We start from the raw sequence: 18,719 nt of genomic DNA, 5'->3' as shown, positions 1-18,719 counted from the left end.
GTTTATAAGAAAGTTAAACTAGTTCTGAACTCTGCGTTCGGACCGTACGCCCCGCACGCAACACTCGCCAAAGCTGTGCATAGTCAGCCGGTATTCGCATGACGCGAACTGCATGGAGCGAGACGATGAAAGACATTCTTGGTTTGCTGAACGACCTGCGCCGCCCGCGGCTGCTGATCCGCGCGGCGCGCATCGGGGCGCAGGACTATCGGCGCAATCCCCACCTCAACCGTCTGCTGGGATATGGCGCCCTGCCCCGCCCCGGCGCCGCGCTGATGCGGCTGGTCGAGATCGAGGCGGAACTGAACGAGCGGCGCCATGCCGATGACGCCGCCTATTCGGTCAGCCGCCATGTCGAGGTGCTGACCGCGATGATGGGCGAGGCCCGTATCCTGCGCGAGGCGGCCTACTGAGGCCGCCCGCAATCTTTCAGCCCGACCCTCAGGAGAATGCGTCGGGCATCGAGGCCTTGCGCTCTGCCACGTAGGCGTTGAGCGCCTCGTTGATCGAGGGATCGAGCATCGGCTGCTGGTAGGTATCCAGAAGCTTCTGCACACGGGCGGTCGCAAGGGCGACGGTGTCGCGGGCGCCTTCTTCGGACCAGGTTTCGTAGGGTTTGTAGTCGAAGACCTCGGAGCGCCAGAAGGCGGTCTTGAAGTTGGCCTGCGTATGAGCGCAGCCCAGGTAGTGACCGCCCGGACCGACCTCGCGGATCGCATCCATCGCCAGCGTGTCCTCGTTCACCGTCACACCCTGCGCCATCTTGTGCAGCGTGCCCAGCTGGTCGGCATCCATCACGAACTTCTCGAACGAGGCGACTAGCCCGCCTTCGAGCCAGCCGCAGGAATGCAGCATGAAGTTCACGCCGGACAAGAGGCCCATGTTCAGCGAATTCGCCGTCTCGTAGGCGGCCTGTGCATCGGGCAGTTTCGAGCCGCAGAACGACCCGGCCGACCGGAACGGCAGCCCCAGGCGCCGCGCCAGCTGCCCGGCGCCATAAGTGACCTGCGACGCTTCCGGCGTGCCGAAGGTCGGCGCGCCCGAGTTCATGTCGATGGAAGTCACGAAGGCGCCCATGATGACCGGCGCGCCCGGACGTACCAGCTGCGAATAGGCCACGCCCGCCAGCGTTTCTGCCAGCACCTGCACCAGCGTGCCCGCGACCGAAACCGGCGCCATCGCACCACCCACGATGAACGGAGAGATGATGCAAGCCTGGTTGTTGGCCGCGTAGATTTCCAGAGCGCCCATCATCACGTCGTCGAAGGTCAGCGGCGAGTTGATGTTGATGAGCGAGGTCATCACCGTGTTTTCCTGCACGAATTCCTTGCCGAACAGGATGCCTGCCATGTCCACGCTGTCCTGCGCGCGGCTGGGTTCGGTCACGGACCCCATGAAGGGCTTGTCCGACAGGGTCATATGCGCCAGCAGCATGTCCAGGTGACGCTTGTTCACAGGCACGTCGGTGGGTTCGCAGACGGTGCCGCCGGAATGGTGCAGCCATTTGCACATCTGGCCCAGCTTCACGAACTTGCGGAAATCCTCGATCGTGGCGTAGCGACGGCCGCCGTCGGCGTCGCGCACGAAGGGCGGGCCGTAAACCGGGGCCAGGACCAGGCTGTTGCCGCCGATCTCGACGGATTTGGCCGGGTTGCGGGCGTGCTGGGTAAAACGCGACGGTGCGGTCTTGACCAGCTCGCGGGCAAGGCCGCGCGGAATGCGCACGCGCTCGCCGTCGATATTGGCGCCAGCGGCCCGCCAACGCTCCAGCGCCGCGGGGTTCTGTACGAAGTTGACGCCGACTTCTTCGAGCACCGTTTCGGCGTGCTCTTCGATCATCTCCAGAGCGGCTTCGTCCAGCAGCTCCATGTTGGGGATGTTTCGCTCGATGTAACGAGCGGTCTCCACCTGGACCGAGGTCCGTTCCGCGCGGCGTGCGGCACCGCCGCCACCTCTGGACCGTTTGCGCGCTGCTGCTTCTGCCATCTGTTTCAGCCCTCGTCTGCGGGGGCGGAGCCGTCATCGGCCCGCCGGATCATTCCCCGTTCTAACGCTTCGCGCAGGGGGTCCATCGGTCTTTTCCGGCAGGTGCGGGGAAAAAGCGACATTCCTCCACCGGTCTTTGCCATGCGGGCGGCCCCTTGCCCCTGCCCGCCGGGAATCGGACCGCTGGAGGGACGATCCCGTTTTGATGACCCGGAGAATAATATTTGGTGACAAGTTACATTCCGAATGCTTAATATCAAAATTACGGAATACAAAATCCGGCCTGCAACGACGGGGCGGACAAACCAAATCCAAAGCAGGCCGGACAGCGGTCGCTGACAAGGGAGGGACACCCGGGATGGTGCTCATGAAACTGCGCGGCCTCACGGCCGGCGCACTGGTTCTCTGCGGGTTGGGCACAGGCCCGGCAGAGGCCACGAACGGCTATTTCGCAAACGGATTCGGAGGCGCCTCCAAGGGGATGGCCGGGGCTGGTGTCGCGGTGCCCTCGGGCGTCCTTGGCCTGGCCCAGAACCCGGCGATGGGCCACAAGGTCGGCAACATGGCCGGTCTATGCCTGACAAGCTTTCTACCCGACCGCTCGGTCGAGATCGCGCCGGGCGGCCCACTGACCCCCGGCACCCACAAAAGCCGAAACGACTATTTCCTGATCCCCTGCGGCGGCGCAAACTGGGTGCTGAACGACCGACTGACCTTCGGCGCATTTCTGTTTGGGAACGGGGGGATGAACACCGAGTACGGGACAAACTTCTTTGCCGGGTTCGGCGCCGGATCCGAACCGCTGGGGGTAAACCTCGAACAGGCCTTCATCAGCCTCAACCTGTCCTACAAACTGTCCGACCAGGTGACGGTGGGCGTCTCGCCGATCCTGGCGGTGCAGCGGTTCAGTGCCACGGGGCTGGAGGCGTTTTCCTTCATGTCGACCGCGCCGGGCAATGTCACCAACCGAGGCGACGACTGGTCCCACGGATGGGGCGCGAACCTGGGCATCCTCTGGGAACCGGGCAACGGGCTGGCTTTCGGCGCCTCCTACCGGACGCGAATCGAGATGCAGATGTTCGACAAGTATGCTGGACTTTTCGCCGAACAAGGCGGTTTCGACATCCCCGCCTCGGCCACCATCGGCCTGGCCTACACGCCGCAAACCGCGCCGAAATGGACCTTTACGGGCGAATATCAGCGCATTTTCTACGGCGAAATTCCGGCCATCTCGAACCCGAATGCACCGCCGCAAGGGCCGCTGGGGGCTGACAACGGGATCGGATTCGGCTGGACGGACATGGACATCTGGCGCGTCGCTGCCATCTATCGGCACAATGAGACATGGACCTTTCGCGGCGGGATCAGCCATGCCAGCGCCTTCGCCGAAGGCAAGAACGCGGTCATGAACAGCCTGACCCCGGCCGCGCCGCAATGGCATGCCTCGCTGGGCGCCTCGTACCGGATCAACGACCGCTGGGGCGTCACCGGGTCCTGGACACATGCCTTTGACAACAGCATCAAGGGCACCAACCCGGCGCTGACCGGCGTGCCGCAAGAGGTCCGCGCCCGCATGTCCCAGAACGAGATCGCCCTGGGCCTGACCTACCGCTGGTAGACCGGGTCACCTGCTGTCAGGCCACCGGCCCCAGCGGAAAGACCTCGATCGCCGCGCTGACCATGACCAGCGCGGCGCCCCCCGGTTGCGGCACGGACATGCCGCCGGGCACCACGCGCACCTCGACCTCAGCGGCGCCGAAAGCCCGGTTCACCCCGCTGGTGTCCAGCTCCGCTGCCTCGGGCACACCCAGGGTGACATGCACCGCGCAATCCACATCCACATGCAGGACCGCACGCGCCTGCGCCGAGGCGATGGCGCGCTCTGCGGCCAGTCCGGCGGTTTCGCCCACGCCCATGCCCATCTGCACGATCAATCGCTGTCTCATGGTGCCACCTCCGCAAAGGAGACGGTCAGCGCGGCCAGCGCCATGACGGTGGGATTGCCCTGCCCTTCGGGGCGCGGCACGTCCAGTCCGCCAAAGACCACCTCGATCTGCGCCTCGCCGTAGGGAAAGACCTTTTCCAGTTCAGCCCGGTCCACGAGATCGGGCTGTTGTACCGCCACGCGCACCGCCAACCGCATCTCTGACTTCTCGCGACCCAGCCATTCCGCGGCGTTGATCGAGGCCTTCCACAACAGATCGCGCAGCGCCCGGGCCGAGGCCTCCGTGTAATCGCCCCGCCTGAGCGAGGTGCCCAGGCCGAATTCCGTCAATACCTGCATGTGCCCTCCATCCCGTCGGTTGCCCCAGAGGAGCCAGACCACCGCGCCGGGGTCAAGCGGCGAAACGGCGATGCGACTTTGACCTCTGCGCAGAGACGCGGCAGAGTGAACGAAAAAGGAAAGGAATCCGGCATCATGGGAGGAGAGGCCGCAGCAGAGGCGCCCGAGTTGGAGCGCAAGACGCTGAGTTCATCCGAGATCACCGCGGTTGCCCATCTTTACCGGGGCGAGGTCTATCGCAGCACGATCTGGCGCACCCGGCTGGACACGACAACCAACTGGGCGGTGGTAACGCTGGGCGTCGCGCTGTCGATCTCTTTCTCGGCACCGGGGGCCTCACCCCTGCCGCTGGTGCTGGTGGGTGTCCTGATCCTGCTGTTCCTGATGCTGGAGGCGCGGCGCTACCGCTACTTCAACGTCTGGCGCGCGCGCTGCCGCTGGATGGAACAGCATTTCTACGCCCCCATGCTGGACGATGGCGACCTGCACCTGGAAGAAAACTGGCAGAAGACGCTGGCCGCCGACTACCTGCGGCCCACCTATCACGTCACGTTGATGACCGCCGTGGGGCGCCGAATCCGCTCGAACTACCTGTGGATTCTGCTGATCCAGTCGCTGGCCTTTGCCGGGAAACTGGCGGTGCATCCGACCCCGGTGAAAACCTGGGACGAGGCGGTGTCTCGCGCCGATGTCGGGCCAGTGGCGGGTGAGGTCCTGATCGTGGCCGGCGTCCTTTATGTCGCCGCAGCGGCGGGCATGGCGCTCTGGTCGTGGCAGTCGGACGTGAAGCGGGGCCGGCAGCGCGGGCGCGTCAAATCTCATTCGATGGGCTGAACAAGGTGCCCCACGCACCGGAGAAGGGACATCCCCTTTTCGGCACGCGGGGCCGGGCCTGACGGCTGGCCGGGCGCGTCAGGCCGGGACACCACCAAACAACCGGGCAAAGCCACGGCGACGGTGGGGTTTGGCGGGTTCAGGCGAAAACATGGCATGGGCCGCCTGCGAGCGCATGTGGCGACCGCGCGCCATGTAATAGGCCGTGTCGATGGAACCGTCGGGGCGGGTGCGGATCCTGGTGTCCTGCTGGGTCATGGTCTGTCTCCGGGTCTGGGATGGCATGACCTCATCTGACCGGAAAACGGCCTGCCGCGCTTGAAGAAGGTCTTGTCCTTGTCTTGTGAAATCCTTGTCTTTCCCCCTGCCCTTGCGAAAACCTTTGCCAATGGCGCCGGGATTGCCGGAAACTGGTCGCATGATCCTGAGATTCAACAACTGCGCGCTCGACCTTGACCGGCGGACATTGGTCCGGGGCACGCAGGAAGTGCACCTGGAGCCGCAGGTCTTTGACCTGCTGGCGCATATGGCACAGTCCGGCGGAAGAGTGGTGCCCAAGGACGAGCTGGTCGAAGTGGTCTGGAAAGGCCTTGCCGTCTCGGATGCGACCATCGCGGCACGGATCAGCGCAGCGCGGGCAGCCGTGGGCGATTCCGGCAAGGAACAGGGCGTTCTGCGCACGATCCCACGGCGCGGCTTGTCCTTTGTGGCCGAATTGCGGGACGCCCCCTTGGCCGCGCATCCCCCCACGACCACCCCGACCGAGGTCGCCTATACCCTGTCGCAGGACGGCAGCGCCATCGCCTGGAGCCTGACCGGCGACGGCCCGCCCCTGATGCGAATCGGGCATTGGCTGTCGCACCTCGAACTGGACCGGGGCGGCACCGTCTGGGGACCGCTGATCGAACGTCTGTCACAGCGTCACCAGCTTTTGCGGTATGACCTGCGCGGCACCGGACTGTCGGCGCGGGATGCGCCGCTGACCGGCATCGACGTCTTTGCCGAGGACATGGCGGCGGTGGCCGATGCCGCCGGGTTCGACCATTTCGACCTCTTCGCCGCCTCGCAGGCCGCGCCGGTTGCCATCCGCTTCACCGCGCGCTGGCCCGACAGGGTGCGGCGCATGGTGATCGTCGGCGGCTACGTTCAAGGCCGCGTGCACCGCGCCACCGGGACCGAAGACGTGGACGAAGAGACCATCCTCGCCATGATCCGGGCAGGCTGGGGCAAGGCCGACAGCCCTTTCATGCAGGCCTTTTCCACGCTCTTCGCACCGGACGCCACGCGTGAACAGCGTGACGAACTGGTGCGGATGCAACTGTCCAGCGCCAGCCCCGAGACCGCCGTCACCCTGCGCCAGGTCATCGACCGTTTCGACGTGACCGAGGACCTGTCCCGCGTCGACGTCCCCGCGCTGATCTTTCATGCCGAACAGGATGCCATCCACCCGCTCAGCCAGGGCTTAAAACTGGCCGCGCATCTGAAAGGGGCGCAATTCGTCCGGCTGGACAGCCGCAGTCACATGCTCTTGCCGCAAGACCCGGCGTGGGAACAGGTCCTTTCCCGGACAGAGGCCTTTCTGGCCGAAGGCTGACAGCGCGATTGCACTTTTCCGCGGCCCTGCCTAATGGAAGGCATGACCGAGACCCAGCACGACCGCCTCCTCATCATCGACTTTGGCAGCCAGGTGACGCAGCTGATTGCGCGCCGCCTGCGCGAGCTGAATGTCTATTGCGAAATCCACCCTTACCAGAACGTCACCGAGGCCTTCCTGGCCGACTTCGCGCCAAAGGCGGTGATTTTCTCGGGCGGGCCCGATTCGGTGACCCGAGAGGGCAGCCCGCGCCCGCCGAAAGGCGTCTATGACCTGGGCGTGCCGATCCTGGGCATCTGTTATGGCCAGCAGGTCATGATGCAGGACCTTGGCGGCAAGGTCGTGGCCGGCGAAGGCACCGCCGAGTTCGGTCGCGCCTATGTCGTTCCCGGCGAAACCCGGATCGACATGTTGAACGGCTGGTTCATGGATGGGTCGGGCCGCGAGCAGGTCTGGATGAGCCACGGAGACCACGTCTCGGAAATCGCGCCCGGTTTCGCGGTCTACGGCACCTCGCCGGGGGCGCCCTTTGCGATTACGGCGGATGTCGCGCGCAATTTCTACGCGGTGCAGTTCCACCCCGAGGTGCACCACACGCCCAACGGCAAGACCCTGTACGAGAATTTCGTACGCGCCGCCGGGTTCAAGGGCGACTGGACGATGGGCGCCTACCGCGAAGAGGCCATCGCCAAGATCCGCGAACAGGTGGGCGACGCCAAGGTGATCTGCGCGCTGTCGGGCGGTGTCGACAGTTCGGTCGCGGCGGCGCTGCTGCACGAGGCGATTGGCGAGCAGCTGACCTGCGTTTTTGTCGACCACGGGTTGCTGCGCCTGCACGAGGCAGAGGAAGTCGTGGGCATGTTCCGCGACCACATGAACCTGCAGGTGATCCACGCGCAGGAACAGGACCTGTTCCTTGGTGAGCTGGAGGGCGTCAGCGACCCCGAGGTCAAGCGCAAGACCATCGGCAAGCTCTTTATCGACGTGTTCCAGAAATACGCCGACCAGATCGACGGCGCCGAGTACCTGGCGCAGGGCACGCTGTATCCGGACGTGATCGAAAGCGTGTCGTTCAGCGGCGGACCCTCCGTGACGATCAAATCGCACCACAACGTCGGTGGCCTGCCGGAAAAGATGGGGCTGAAACTGGTCGAACCGCTGCGCGAACTGTTCAAGGACGAGGTGCGCGCGCTGGGGCATGAGCTGGGCCTGCCCGCCTCCTTCATCGGCCGCCACCCCTTCCCCGGCCCCGGCCTGGCGATCCGCTGCCCCGGAGAGATCACCCGCGAAAAGCTGGAGATCCTGCGCAAGGCGGATGCGATCTATATCGACCAGATCCGCAAGCACGGCCTTTACGACGAGATCTGGCAGGCCTTCGTGGCGATCCTGCCGGTCCGCACCGTGGGCGTGATGGGCGACGGGCGCACCTATGACTATGCCTGCGCCCTGCGCGCGGTCACATCGGTCGACGGGATGACGGCGGATTACTACCCGTTCAGCCATGAGTTCCTGGGCGAAACCGCCACCCGGATCATCAACGAGGTCAAGGGCATCAACCGCTGCACCTATGACATCACCTCGAAACCCCCGGGCACGATCGAGTGGGAATGACACGACTGCTGCGTTGGCTGGTCCGCGCGGCGGTCATCTATACCCTTGCCTGCGTGGCGTTGACACTGGGCTCGCTGCTGCTGACCCCGGCCTGCAGCAGCGTCGACCGTTCGTATGACATCGCGGTTGTCCTCGGCGGCGGCGACGAACAGCGCAAGGCAGTGCAGGACGCGGAAACAGGCCGCGTCCATTCAGCGGTGCGCCTCTACCGGCGCGGGCTTGCTCAGCACCTGCACCTGACCGGCGGCGGACCCGATGGCCGCAGCAGCAATGCCACCCTGCTGGCCCGCCTTGCCCGGGAAAAAGGCCTGCCGGACACGGCCCTCAGCCTGGAATCCCGTTCGCTGTCGACCTTGCAGAATGCCCTGTTCTCGCGCCCGTCCCTACCACCCGACGCCGACCTGATCGTGGTGACAGAGGCATTTCACGCCTGGCGGGCCAAGGCTTCTTTCTTCTGGGCCGGGCGGCCCGCGGCGATTTGCGCCAGCCCAGAACCCGGCCGGCGCCTGCCCCACCGGGCCCTCTTTCTGGCGCGGGAGGTCGCGGCCTGGGGCGTCAACATCCTGCGCGCCGGGGCGTGGTCGCTGGGCCGCGCGATGGGTCTGGAAAACCAACTGCCCGAGGTCCTGCTGATCTGATCGGGCCGACATCTGCCCCTTGGTGTGGCAAACAACCCTCATGACAATGATGATGATTATGAATTTGCCTCCAGTGGGCAGATGTGAAACACGCAAATCAACGACGTCCGGAAAAGGCAAGAACGATGAGCGACGCACTTTCCCGGGCCCTGGCACAGCGCGACTGGCTGCTGGCGGACGGGGCGACGGGTACCAACCTCTTCAACATGGGTCTGCAGTCCGGGGATGCCCCCGAATTCTGGAACGAGGATGAACCGGACAAGATCCGCGCGCTTTACCGCGGCGCGGTCGAGGCGGGATCGGATCTTTTCCTGACCAACAGCTTCGGCGCCAATGCCTCGCGGCTGAAGCTGCACGAGGCCGGGCATCGCGCCTATGAACTGTCGAAACTTGCGGCCGAACTGGGCCGCGAGATTGCCGATGCCTCGGGCCGCGAGGTGATCGTCGCGGGCTCTGTCGGTCCGACGGGCGAGATCATGGGCGAGGCCGGAAACCTGACCCACGAACGCGCGGTCGAGATGTTCGAGGAAACCGCCGCGGGCCTCAAGGACGGCGGCGCGGATGTACTCTGGGTCGAGACGATCTCGGCCCCCGAGGAATACAAGGCCGCCGCAGAGGCCTTTACCAACGTGGGCATGCCCTGGTGTGGCACCATGAGTTTCGACACCGCGGGGCGCACGATGATGGGCATGACCTCGGCCGACATGGTCAAGATGGTCGAGGGCCTGCCCAACCCGCCGCTGGGCTTCGGGGCCAACTGCGGCGTCGGCGCGTCTGACCTCTTGCGCACGGTGCTGGGCTTCGCCGCACAGGGCACGGAACGTCCGATCATCGCCAAGGGCAACGCCGGCATCCCGAAATACGTCGACGGTCATATCCACTATGACGGCACGCCCGAGCTGATGGCCGAATACGCGGTCATGGCGCGCGATTCCGGTGCCCGGATCATCGGCGGCTGCTGCGGCACGATGCCCGAACACCTCAAGGCCATGCGCACGGCCCTGGAAACCCGCGAAAAGGGCCCGCGCCCGACGCTGGAACAGATCACCGGCATGCTGGGTGGGTTCTCGTCCGACAGCGACGGCACGGGCGACGACGGCCCCACCCGCGAGCGCCGGGGACGGCGTCGGCGCGGCTGACCGGACAGTGGCGGATTTCGCGTCCGCCACTTCGATCCGGATCAAGGTCTGGTTAATTCCCATGCCCTACCTTCGTCCCGCCGACCCGGATGGGATTCGGTTGGCAGGTAAGGGGTAAATCATGGCGGATCACAGATGGGTCGCGGATGTTCTGAGCGATCTTGAAAGGTATCTACAGGTCAATGGCGGACAAGCGACAAGGGCAGCACTGCGCGTTGCACGGCGTGTCGCGATGGATGAGCTGGGCCTGCACGATGCAGCATTCGACGCCGAACCTGAACGCGACACAGCCCAGACCCTGGGCCGCTATGGCATGGTCCGGCTGGTCGTCGACAACGGCTAGGACCCGGTCAGACACCGAACAGCACGCGCATCCTGTCACGGTCATCGGCGGCACGGGCGCTGATCCAGTCCCGGAACTTGCGCTGAAACGGACCCAGCGGGCGCTTTTCGTACCACAACAGCCGGTGCCAGTACTGCGCCGGGACAACGGATTCCGCTCCGAAAGGCATGATCAGGGCGCCGCTTTCCACGGAATGCACGACGTCGGACAACCCGCCAAGCACCAGGCCGATCCCGGCCCGGGCAATCCTTGCTCCGCTGCCCTGCAACGCGAACTGCGGCCCGCCGCTGGCGCTGGATATGTCGATGCCAGTGGCACGGCTCCAGCCCTGCCAATCCAGCCAGGCCGCGTCCGAGGTGGGCACGTCGATATGGGCGATCGGCACGGCGCCAAGATCCGTCTGGCCGGGGGACAGTTCGTAGCGGCGGGCGAAATCCGGCGTGCAGACCGGCACCACCCCACTGGGCAACAGGTCGACCGCACCGTAGCCGGGGCCGGGCGGCGCCATGAAGCGGATGGCAAAATGCACATCGGAACTGGCCAGGTCCACCACCTCCCAGCTGGTGTCGATGCGCAGGTCCACGGCACCGACCTGGGCAAAAAGATCCGGCAGGTGGTGGGGCAGCCAGCTTTCCGCGAAGGTCTGGGTGACGGTCAGCGCCACGCGCCGCTCGACCTGCCCCGAACAGAGCGCGTCCTGGACCGAGGCGATGCTCACGAACCCGCTGCGCAGCGCATGGGCCATGCCAGCCAGATCCTCGACCGGTTCCAAGCCTCCGGAGGTGCGCCGGAACAGCGTCCGGCCCAGCCGTTCTTCCAGCCGGCGTATCTGCGCGCTGACGGCGGCCTGCGTCACGCCCAGCTCTCCGGCTGCGCGCGCCACCGAGCCTTCGCTCAGAACGGCATCCACCGCCCGCCACGCATTGAGATGCGAAAGCGGCATGCTCCCTCGACAACATTCTGTTACCCGTCGGATAGAATAACTCAAATGATCGCAGGACAGAACTGCGCTCTACTGGGGATGAGACAACAAAGTCTTGTCCACCAGGGAGGCCCAGATGAAGACCTATGTGATCGAACGCAACATTCCCGGCGCCGGGTCCATGACGCAGGACGAACTGTGCGGCGCGGCCAGCGCATCGAATGCCGCCCTGGCGAAACTGTCGCCTCGGGTGCAGTGGAACCATTCCTATGTCGCCGGCGACAAGACCTTCTGCGTCTACCTGGCAGAGGACGAGGATGCGATCCGCGAACACGCACAGTTGAGCGGCTTTCCTGCCGACACGATTACCGAGATCAAGACCCGCATCGACCCGACAACCGCCGGCTAAAACAGGCTCAGTTGGTCGCCCATTCGTGCAGGCGGGGCAAAGAGATCGCAGCGCAGCGCGGGCTGGTCGCGGTCCAGCCCCAGCGCCCGCGCGGCGCGCCGGAAACGGGCGGCCACCAGGTCGGCATAGGGGCCCTCGCCGCGCATGCGGGAAAACCATTTCGAGGAATAGACCTCACCGCCGTGCATGTCGCGCAGGTGGCCCATGATGCGCCCGGCCCGGTCGGGATAGTGTTGATGCAACCAATCCTGCCAGAGGTCGGCCACCTCCAGCGGCAGACGCAGCATGATCCAGCTGGCCGCATCCGCGCCCGCCTCTGCCCCGGCCTCGAGGATCGACTCGAGTTCCGGGTCGGTCAGGGCCGGGATCATGGGCGAGGCCATGATGCGCACCGGGATACCCGCCTCTGTCAGCCGTCGAATCACCTGCAAGCGGCGCTGCGGCCCGGGCGCGCGCGGTTCCATCCGGCGCGACAGGACCGGGTCCAGCGTGGTCACGGATATGCCCACCCGCGCCAGTCCCTGCGCCGACATTTCCGACAGGATGTCGATGTCGCGTTCGATCAGCGCACCCTTGGTCACGATGGCCACCGGGTGCCGGAAATCGCGCAGCACCTCAAGGCAGGCACGCATGATGCCCCGGTCACGCTCGACCGGCTGGTAGGGATCGGTGTTGGTGCCGATGGCCAGCGGCGCAACCTGGTAGCGCCTGCTTCGCAGTTCGCGGGCCAGCACCTCGGGCGCGGCGGGCCGCGCCACAAGCCGTGTCTCGAAATCCAGGCCGGGCGACAGGCCCAGCCAGGCATGGGTTGGCCGCGCGAAACAGTAGATGCAACCGTGTTCGCAGCCTCGGTACGGGTTCAGCGACCTGTCGAAGGGCAGGTCCGGCGAACGGACGTAGGTGATCACCTTGCGCGGCACTTCCTCGCTGACCTCGGTCCGGAACACCCCGCCCTCTTCCGGCAGGTCCCATCCATCATGCGCATCCTCTCGTCGCAGCCGTTCGTAGCGGCCGCAGTCGCGACTCGTCGCGGCGCGGCCGCGGGCGCGTTCGGGATCGACAGGGCGGGATGGGGGTTTCATGCCGACAAGTTAGAACACAACGGGAACACTGGCAAGATTCGCGGCACTTGGGTGTCGCAGGTCGGTCCAGCTTTACCCAATGTCGCAATCCGCCAATTGAAATCTGCAGAAAACGACGAATAGTCGTTCAAACGACGGCATGCGATGCCATGCCAAGCCAAGGGAACCGCGCCATGTCCGATGAAGAAGAAGACATCATCCTCTCCGAACTCGATGACGAGGAACTCGTCCAGCAGATGTTCGACGACCTCTACGACGGTCTCAAGGAAGAGATCGAAGAAGGCGTGAACATCCTGCTCGAGCGCGGCTGGGCCCCCTACGACATCCTGACCAAGGCACTGGTGGGCGGCATGACCATCGTCGGCCACGACTTCCGCGACGGCATCCTGTTCGTCCCCGAGGTTCTGCTGGCCGCGAACGCGATGAAGGGCGGCATGGCCATCCTGAAACCGCTGCTGGCCGAAACCGGCGCGCCCAAGCAGGGCAAGATGGTTATCGGCACCGTCAAGGGCGACATCCACGACATCGGCAAGAACCTGGTGTCCATGATGATGGAAGGCGCCGGCTTCGAGGTGGTCGATCTGGGCATCAACAACCCGGTCGAAAACTATATCGAGGCGATCCAGAAGGAAGAGGCCGACATCCTCGGCATGTCCGCCCTGCTGACCACCACCATGCCCTACATGAAGGTGGTGATCGACGCGATGGTCGAACAGGGCATCCGCGACGACTATGTCGTGCTGGTCGGCGGCGCCCCGCTGAACGAGGAATTCGGCAAGGCGATCGGCGCCGACGCCTATTGCCGCGACGCGGCCGTGGCGGTGGAAACCGCCAAGGAATTCATCTCGCGCAAGCACAACCAGATGGCGGCCGGCTGACATAGCTGCCGGTCGATGAGGCGGGGCCCGGGTCCCGCCTCTTTTCTTTTGCGCCCCCTGCGGTCAGAATGGATGCAGAGGGGAGTGCCATGAAACTCGACAGACTCGTACTGATCATCGTCTGCGTCCTGGCCGGCAGCGCCGTGACCTTCTGGCTTGGGATGATGCTTCTGGCCTCGTTCAGCGTGCCCTTCGCATGGCTGGCGCTGCTGCCTGCGGCGCTGGTGGGCTATATCCTCTACCGGGTCATCGCCGAACGGGTCGGCAATGCCGAAGACGACCATTACGACGGGATGAAACACTGATGCTGATCGTCACCACCGAACAGGTCGCCGGGCGCGAAATCACCGCCTCGCTTGGTCTTGTGCGCGGCGCCACCGTGCGGGCAAAACACCTGGGCACGGACATCGTCGCCGCGCTCAAGATGCTCGTCGGCGGAGAGTTGACGGGCTATTCCTCGCTGATGGCGGGCGCCCGGGAACAGGCGCTGGACCGCATGGCCGCCGAGGCCGAGGCGCTTGGCGCCGATGCGATCGTATCCATGCGGATGCAGACCTCTGCCATCGCGAAAGGCGCCTCCGAGATCGTCGCTTATGGCACGGCCGTCAAGCTGTCGCAGTAAGCACCACCGCGCGTATTGATGCCTCAAAAGCGCGAATGGGGTTTTTCTTTCGTAACCTTTGGCCCATATTAAACAGTAAGGAAGGAGAGCCCAATGCCCGTGACATCCTTTGCCCTGCTTGTATGCGCCGTGATCGTGGCGGCTGGTCTGACGGTCTGGGCGGTGTCTTCTTTCGGGGTTCTGACGGTGGTGCCGGTCCTGCTGGCGCTTGCACTACTGGCCCGCTGGGCGCTTGCCCATGTCCCCTATGACGACAGCCGCACCTGACGCGCTTTCCGACCGTGCCCTGACAGAGGACGGGTTGCGCCCCGAAGGCGAGGGTCGCATCCTTCTGCTGGCCTGCGGTGCGCTCGCCCGAGAGATCCTGGCACTGATCCGGCTGAATGGCTGGGAGCATATCGACCTCGCCTGCCTGCCCGCAATTTTGCACAACCACCCGGAAAAGATCACAGATGCCGTGCGCGCTGCGGTCGACAAGCACCGCCCCAATTACGCGCGTATCTGTGTTGTTTACGCCGATTGCGGCACCGGCGGGCTGTTGCAGGCCGCCTGCGACAAGATGGGGATCGAGATGGTCCCCGGCCCGCACTGCTATGCCTTCTTCGACGGGCTTGCGGCCTTCGAGGCCCGCGACGAGGTCACCGCCTTCTACCTCACGGATTTCCTTTGCCGCCAGTTCGATGCCTTCGTCTGGAAACCGCTGGGACTGGACCGCCATCCACAGTTGCGCGAGATGTATTTCGGCAACTACGAGAAACTGGTCTACCTCGCTCAAACCGAGGATGCCGAGCTGACCGCCCGGGCCGAAGCCTGCGCCGAACGGATGGGCCTTGCCTTTGAGCGGCGCTATACGGGTTACGGCGACCTGGCGCGCGTGCTGGAAGGCTGGGCCGACGCACCGGCCACCGCCTGACCCTTACTCCGCCGCCAGCGACTCGGCCAGTACGAGTGAGGTGGGAACCAGCGCGATCGTGCCGCTGCGATCCTGCAACCCCCAGAGCACCAGCGCAGAGATCGTGTCGGCGCGCAGCCGCCCCATCATGACCACGCCGCCTTCTTGCCGGGCGCGAAAGGCTGCCTGGTCCAGGGTGCGGCGGATCATCGTCGCGTCCTGTCCCTCACCGTCGAAATCGCGGAACAGCGTGACAGAGGGCACACCATCCTTCAGCGCCAGTTTCTGCGCCGTGTTCAGCCCCTTGGGCTGGGTGATCAACCCATGCCCGCTATCCGCAAGAAAGGTCGCAACCTGACTCGACACATCGCGGGTCTCCTGCAGGTCGCCATCCGGGTCCTCAAGCACGGCCACGACATCCGGCACCGCCCGCATCAGCCCCTCCATCGCGACCTCGACATCGGCGGCCTGGGCACCGTCGGGCATGTCCCCCAGCACCAGCACCTCGAATCCCAGGTCCCGATACCCCCGGGCCGCGGCGGCGGCGTCCGGATGGTTGGGAGAAATGGCAAAGCTCACCGGAAAGGGAAAAGCCTCCAGCCCGGAGGGGCCAAGCGGGCCACTGCCGTAGTCGATCAGCACGATGGCCATGCGCGGCACATCGCTGGCCACCTCGACCGGGGCGGCGAACCGCACCAGCGGGCTGTCCGCAGGCAGGGCTGCCAGCGCAGAGGGCGGCGCGGCGGGTTCGGTGTCTTCCGGTTCGGGGGTTGGATCAGGGGCGGCAGGCGCTGCGCGATCCACAAGCGAGCGCGCGGGTTTGCCGATGGCCGGTCCCGTGGGCTCTGGCGCGGGTTCCGTCGTTTCCAGCACGGGTTCCAGCGCCGGATCCGGAGCAAGGGTCGCCGCGCGCGGCCCATCGGGTTCTGACGCGGGCGCGTCCGGATCGGGGGCAGCGGCGGGTTCGGGCGCCTCGGGTGCAGGATCGACCGGCGCCGGGTCCACCGGTGCGGCGTCGGCCGCATCGGGCCCGTCCACCCGTTCGGTCACCAGTGCGCTGTCGCCGTCGGGTACGACCGGGGCCGGCGGCTGGGCCGGGCCGGTGACGATGATCGGTTGGGCTTCGGGACGGGGTGCGCCGGGGGCCGAGGTCTTTGCCCCCGGTTTGACCGGCGCGTCACGCCCGATGGAAACCGGCGCTGCTCCATCCGGAGCCGGGGCAGCGCCCTCTGGTGCATCCGGCGCCCCGCCGACCCGGGGGGCCGCGGGTGGCGCGGTATCCGCCCCTACTGCCACGGGCCCCGAGGGCGCGGCTGGTGCCCCAGCCGGCGCGGCAGGCCGGTCGACGCCGCTTTCGGGCACCGGGCGGCGTCCCGGCTCTGACAGGTCCGGTTTCGGGTCGGCGACATCGCCCGCCTCGGGTGTCTCGACCACGCGCGGCGCCGAGGCATCGGGGGCCGGGTCATCCACTGTCTCAATGTCCGGATCGGGCTGGGCCACCGGCTTGCCGTCGGGTCCTGCATCCGGTTCCGCATCGGGTGTCTTGTCCAGCAGGCTGCTGTCCACCGCCCCGCCCGGTGGCGGCACGATGGCCGGGCCTTCGGGCAATGGCGTGTTCAGCGATACCGCCGCCAGCCCGGCCCCGGAAAAGACCACGCCCCAGATCGCCCCAGACAGAAAACCCCGTACCATGCTGCTCTCTCCGACCTCTTGCGCGCCTGTCCCGGCGCCTTTGTCCTGCAGTCCGGTCCCCCTGGCGGGCTTGACGCCACCGGGAGGGCCTGCGCATGTATACCGCGACGTGGCCCCGGGCCGCCAGCCCCCGATCACGTCCCCGCTCTATAGACCTGTAAACGTTAGTCCAAAGGCGACCCGCGCCATGCTGCTCCTGATCGATAACTACGACAGTTTCACATACAACCTCGTCCATTTCCTGGGCGAGCTGGGCGCAGAGGTACAGGTCTGGCGTAACGACGCCCTGAACGTGCAAGAGGCGATGGCGCTGAAACCCGAGGGCATCGTGCTGTCCCCCGGCCCCTGCGACCCCGACCAGGCGGGCATCTGCCTTGCCCTGACCGAGGCCGCTGCCGAGGTTCGCATGCCTCTGCTGGGCGTTTGCCTTGGGCATCAGACCATCGGTCAGGCCTTTGGCGGCACGGTCGTACGCCATGACGAGATCGTGCATGGCAAGATGGGCGAAATCCATCACCAGGGCGAAAGCGTGTTTGCGGGCCTGCCCTCGCCGCTGAAAGCCACCCGTTATCACAGCCTGGTGGTGCGTCGAGCCGACCTGCCCGACAGCCTCAAGGTGACGGCGGAACTGGCCGATGGCACCATCATGGGCCTGATGCACCGCGAGCTGCCCATTCACGGCGTGCAGTTCCACCCCGAATCCATCGCCTCGGAACATGGCCATGCCATGCTCCGCAACTTCCTCGACGCGATGAAGGTGCCGGCATGAGCGACGATCTTCGCCCCCTCATCGGCACCTCTGCCGACCGCCCCCTGACCCGCGCCGAGGCCGAGACCGCCTTTCAGATCCTGTTTGACGGACAAGCCACCCCCGCCCAGATCGGCGGGTTGCTGATGGCACTGCGCACGCGCGGCGAAACGGTGGACGAATACGCCGCCGCCGCCGCCGTCATGCGCGCCAAGTGCAACAAGGTTGCCGCGCCCACGGGCGCGATGGACATCGTCGGCACCGGCGGTGACGGCAAGGGCACGCTGAACATCTCGACCGCGACCGCCTTTGTCGTGGCCGGTGCGGGTGTGCCGGTCGCGAAACACGGCAACCGCAACCTCTCGTCCAAGTCCGGCGCGGCGGATGCGCTGGGGCAGATGGGGATCGAGGTCATGATCCCCGCCGACAAGGTCGAAAAGGCGCTGGCCGAGGTCGGGATCTGTTTCATGATGGCGCCCATGCATCACCCGGCGATGGCCCATGTCGGCCCGGTCCGGACAGAGCTGGGCACGCGCACGATTTTCAACATCCTAGGGCCACTGACCAACCCGGCGGGCGTCAAGCGCCAGCTGACCGGCGCCTTCACGCGCGAGCTGATCCGCCCGATGGCCGAAACCCTGGGCCAACTGGGCAGCGAGCGCGCCTGGCTGGTGCATGGGTCGGACGGCACGGATGAGCTGACCATCACCGGGGTCAGCTGGATCGCCGCGCTGGAAGAGGACGGCAGCATCCGAGAGGCCGAACTGCACCCCGAGGATGCAGGCCTGCCCGTGCACCCCTTCGAGGAGATCGTCGGCGGCACGCCCGAGGAGAATGGCCGCGCCTTCCGCGCCCTTCTGGACGGTGCGCAATCGGCCTATCGCGACGCGGTTCTGCTGAACGCCGCCGCCGCGCTGACCATCGCGGGCAAATCCGCCGACCTGCGCGAGGGCGCGGCGCTGGCGCGGGAAAGCATCGACAGCGGTGCGGCGCTCGGCAAGGTGCAGGCGCTGGCAAAGGCGACGCAGGCCGCGTGACCCACGCC

At 65.9% G+C, this 18,719-nt stretch carries 23 protein-coding genes; 16 read left to right on the top strand and 7 right to left on the bottom strand.

What is annotated here, in order from left to right:
* Positions 1–125 precede the first annotated feature (125 nt).
* Positions 126–413, top strand: a complete 288-nt coding sequence (locus tag PVW46_RS26335; protein WP_043139790.1) for a DUF6477 family protein — start codon at positions 126–128, stop codon at positions 411–413.
* A gap of 28 nt (positions 414–441) precedes the next feature.
* On the opposite strand, the gene PVW46_RS26330 is transcribed toward PVW46_RS26335, so the two are convergent.
* Positions 442–1,986 carry a trimethylamine methyltransferase family protein gene (locus PVW46_RS26330; RefSeq protein ID WP_069209844.1) on the bottom strand — a complete coding sequence of 515 codons (1,545 nt, stop codon included), beginning with the start codon at positions 1,984–1,986 and terminating at the stop codon, positions 442–444.
* 367 nt (positions 1,987–2,353) lie between these two features.
* Between PVW46_RS26330 and PVW46_RS26325 the strand changes: the two genes are divergently transcribed.
* Positions 2,354–3,604 (top strand): OmpP1/FadL family transporter, encoded by a 1,251-nt coding sequence (locus PVW46_RS26325; RefSeq protein WP_069209871.1) that lies wholly within the window; start codon positions 2,354–2,356, stop codon positions 3,602–3,604.
* A gap of 16 nt (positions 3,605–3,620) precedes the next feature.
* Here the strand turns inward: PVW46_RS26325 and PVW46_RS26320 are convergent, their stop codons facing one another.
* Positions 3,621–3,932: a Lin0512 family protein gene (locus PVW46_RS26320; protein WP_083242334.1), complete on the bottom strand. Its 312-nt coding sequence runs from the start codon at positions 3,930–3,932 to the stop codon at positions 3,621–3,623.
* The gene (locus PVW46_RS26315) at positions 3,929–4,270 is read right to left on the bottom strand and encodes a Lin0512 family protein (protein ID WP_069209846.1); all 342 of its coding nucleotides are present in this window, start codon (positions 4,268–4,270) and stop codon (positions 3,929–3,931) included. Before PVW46_RS26315 ends, PVW46_RS26320 begins: the two co-directional genes overlap by 4 nt.
* A gap of 135 nt (positions 4,271–4,405) precedes the next feature.
* Between PVW46_RS26315 and PVW46_RS26310 the strand changes: the two genes are divergently transcribed.
* The gene (locus PVW46_RS26310; RefSeq protein WP_052244384.1) at positions 4,406–5,104 is read left to right on the top strand and encodes a DUF2270 domain-containing protein; all 699 of its coding nucleotides are present in this window, start codon (positions 4,406–4,408) and stop codon (positions 5,102–5,104) included.
* A gap of 78 nt (positions 5,105–5,182) precedes the next feature.
* On the opposite strand, the gene PVW46_RS26305 is transcribed toward PVW46_RS26310, so the two are convergent.
* On the bottom strand, positions 5,183–5,362 hold the full coding sequence (locus PVW46_RS26305) for a hypothetical protein (RefSeq protein ID WP_069209847.1): 180 nt from the start codon (positions 5,360–5,362) through the stop codon (positions 5,183–5,185).
* A gap of 160 nt (positions 5,363–5,522) precedes the next feature.
* On the opposite strand from PVW46_RS26305, the gene PVW46_RS26300 reads away from it, so the two are divergent.
* From PVW46_RS26300 to PVW46_RS26280, 5 genes are all read left to right on the top strand, one after another.
* Entirely contained in the window at positions 5,523–6,698 is a 1,176-nt protein-coding gene (locus PVW46_RS26300; protein ID WP_069209848.1) for an alpha/beta hydrolase, read from the top strand.
* 42 nt (positions 6,699–6,740) lie between these two features.
* Positions 6,741–8,309, top strand: a complete 1,569-nt coding sequence (gene guaA / locus PVW46_RS26295) for a glutamine-hydrolyzing GMP synthase (RefSeq protein WP_043140068.1) — start codon at positions 6,741–6,743, stop codon at positions 8,307–8,309.
* On the top strand, positions 8,306–8,947 hold the full coding sequence (locus tag PVW46_RS26290; protein WP_069209849.1) for a YdcF family protein: 642 nt from the start codon (positions 8,306–8,308) through the stop codon (positions 8,945–8,947). The genes guaA and PVW46_RS26290 overlap by 4 nt, the downstream gene beginning before the upstream one ends.
* 125 nt (positions 8,948–9,072) lie before the next feature.
* Positions 9,073–10,086, top strand: a complete 1,014-nt coding sequence (gene bmt, locus PVW46_RS26285; RefSeq protein ID WP_069209850.1) for a betaine--homocysteine S-methyltransferase — start codon at positions 9,073–9,075, stop codon at positions 10,084–10,086.
* Between the two features lie 121 nt (positions 10,087–10,207).
* Positions 10,208–10,429, top strand: coding sequence for a hypothetical protein (locus PVW46_RS26280; RefSeq protein ID WP_133065634.1), 222 nt, complete (start codon positions 10,208–10,210; stop codon positions 10,427–10,429).
* Between the two features lie 7 nt (positions 10,430–10,436).
* On the opposite strand, the gene PVW46_RS26275 is transcribed toward PVW46_RS26280, so the two are convergent.
* The gene (locus PVW46_RS26275) at positions 10,437–11,372 is read right to left on the bottom strand and encodes a LysR substrate-binding domain-containing protein (protein WP_069209851.1); all 936 of its coding nucleotides are present in this window, start codon (positions 11,370–11,372) and stop codon (positions 10,437–10,439) included.
* Positions 11,373–11,487: 115 nt separating this feature from the next.
* Between PVW46_RS26275 and PVW46_RS26270 the strand changes: the two genes are divergently transcribed.
* Positions 11,488–11,760, top strand: a complete 273-nt coding sequence (locus PVW46_RS26270; RefSeq protein ID WP_043139809.1) for a DUF4242 domain-containing protein — start codon at positions 11,488–11,490, stop codon at positions 11,758–11,760.
* Here the strand turns inward: PVW46_RS26270 and PVW46_RS26265 are convergent.
* The gene (locus PVW46_RS26265; protein WP_069209852.1) at positions 11,757–12,842 is read right to left on the bottom strand and encodes a PA0069 family radical SAM protein; all 1,086 of its coding nucleotides are present in this window, start codon (positions 12,840–12,842) and stop codon (positions 11,757–11,759) included. The two genes, PVW46_RS26270 and PVW46_RS26265, sit on opposite strands and share 4 nt — an antisense overlap.
* 173 nt (positions 12,843–13,015) lie before the next feature.
* On the opposite strand from PVW46_RS26265, the gene PVW46_RS26260 reads away from it, so the two are divergent.
* The 5 genes from PVW46_RS26260 to PVW46_RS26240 all read left to right on the top strand — a co-directional run bounded on the left by PVW46_RS26260 (position 13,016) and on the right by PVW46_RS26240 (position 15,255).
* Positions 13,016–13,720 (top strand): corrinoid protein, encoded by a 705-nt coding sequence (locus PVW46_RS26260; protein WP_043139814.1) that lies wholly within the window; start codon positions 13,016–13,018, stop codon positions 13,718–13,720.
* Positions 13,721–13,809: 89 nt separating this feature from the next.
* Positions 13,810–14,025, top strand: a complete 216-nt coding sequence (locus PVW46_RS26255; RefSeq protein WP_069209853.1) for a hypothetical protein — start codon at positions 13,810–13,812, stop codon at positions 14,023–14,025.
* Positions 14,025–14,342, top strand: a complete 318-nt coding sequence (locus PVW46_RS26250; RefSeq protein WP_043139820.1) for a YbjQ family protein — start codon at positions 14,025–14,027, stop codon at positions 14,340–14,342. Before PVW46_RS26255 ends, PVW46_RS26250 begins: the two co-directional genes overlap by 1 nt.
* A 93-nt stretch (positions 14,343–14,435) precedes the next feature.
* On the top strand, positions 14,436–14,609 hold the full coding sequence (locus tag PVW46_RS26245; RefSeq protein ID WP_162846260.1) for a hypothetical protein: 174 nt from the start codon (positions 14,436–14,438) through the stop codon (positions 14,607–14,609).
* Complete coding sequence (locus PVW46_RS26240; protein ID WP_043139822.1) at positions 14,590–15,255, top strand: DUF1638 domain-containing protein; 666 nt, start codon at positions 14,590–14,592, stop codon at positions 15,253–15,255. Before PVW46_RS26245 ends, PVW46_RS26240 begins: the two co-directional genes overlap by 20 nt.
* A 3-nt stretch (positions 15,256–15,258) precedes the next feature.
* On the opposite strand, the gene PVW46_RS26235 is transcribed toward PVW46_RS26240, so the two are convergent.
* Positions 15,259–16,926 (bottom strand): divergent polysaccharide deacetylase family protein, encoded by a 1,668-nt coding sequence (locus PVW46_RS26235; protein WP_069209854.1) that lies wholly within the window; start codon positions 16,924–16,926, stop codon positions 15,259–15,261.
* 187 nt (positions 16,927–17,113) lie between these two features.
* Between PVW46_RS26235 and PVW46_RS26230 the strand changes: the two genes are divergently transcribed.
* Entirely contained in the window at positions 17,114–17,695 is a 582-nt protein-coding gene (locus PVW46_RS26230; protein ID WP_043139825.1) for an anthranilate synthase component II, read from the top strand.
* Positions 17,692–18,711: an anthranilate phosphoribosyltransferase gene (gene trpD / locus PVW46_RS26225; RefSeq protein WP_069209855.1), complete on the top strand. Its 1,020-nt coding sequence runs from the start codon at positions 17,692–17,694 to the stop codon at positions 18,709–18,711. Before PVW46_RS26230 ends, trpD begins: the two co-directional genes overlap by 4 nt.
* Positions 18,712–18,719: the final 8 nt, after the last annotated feature.

Origin of the sequence: Mameliella sp. AT18 (assembly GCF_028807275.1) — a bacterium.
In the GTDB taxonomy this organism is placed as follows: Bacteria; Pseudomonadota; Alphaproteobacteria; order Rhodobacterales; family Rhodobacteraceae; genus Antarctobacter; species Antarctobacter albus.
This window is presented reverse-complemented; position numbering and strand designations above follow the sequence as displayed.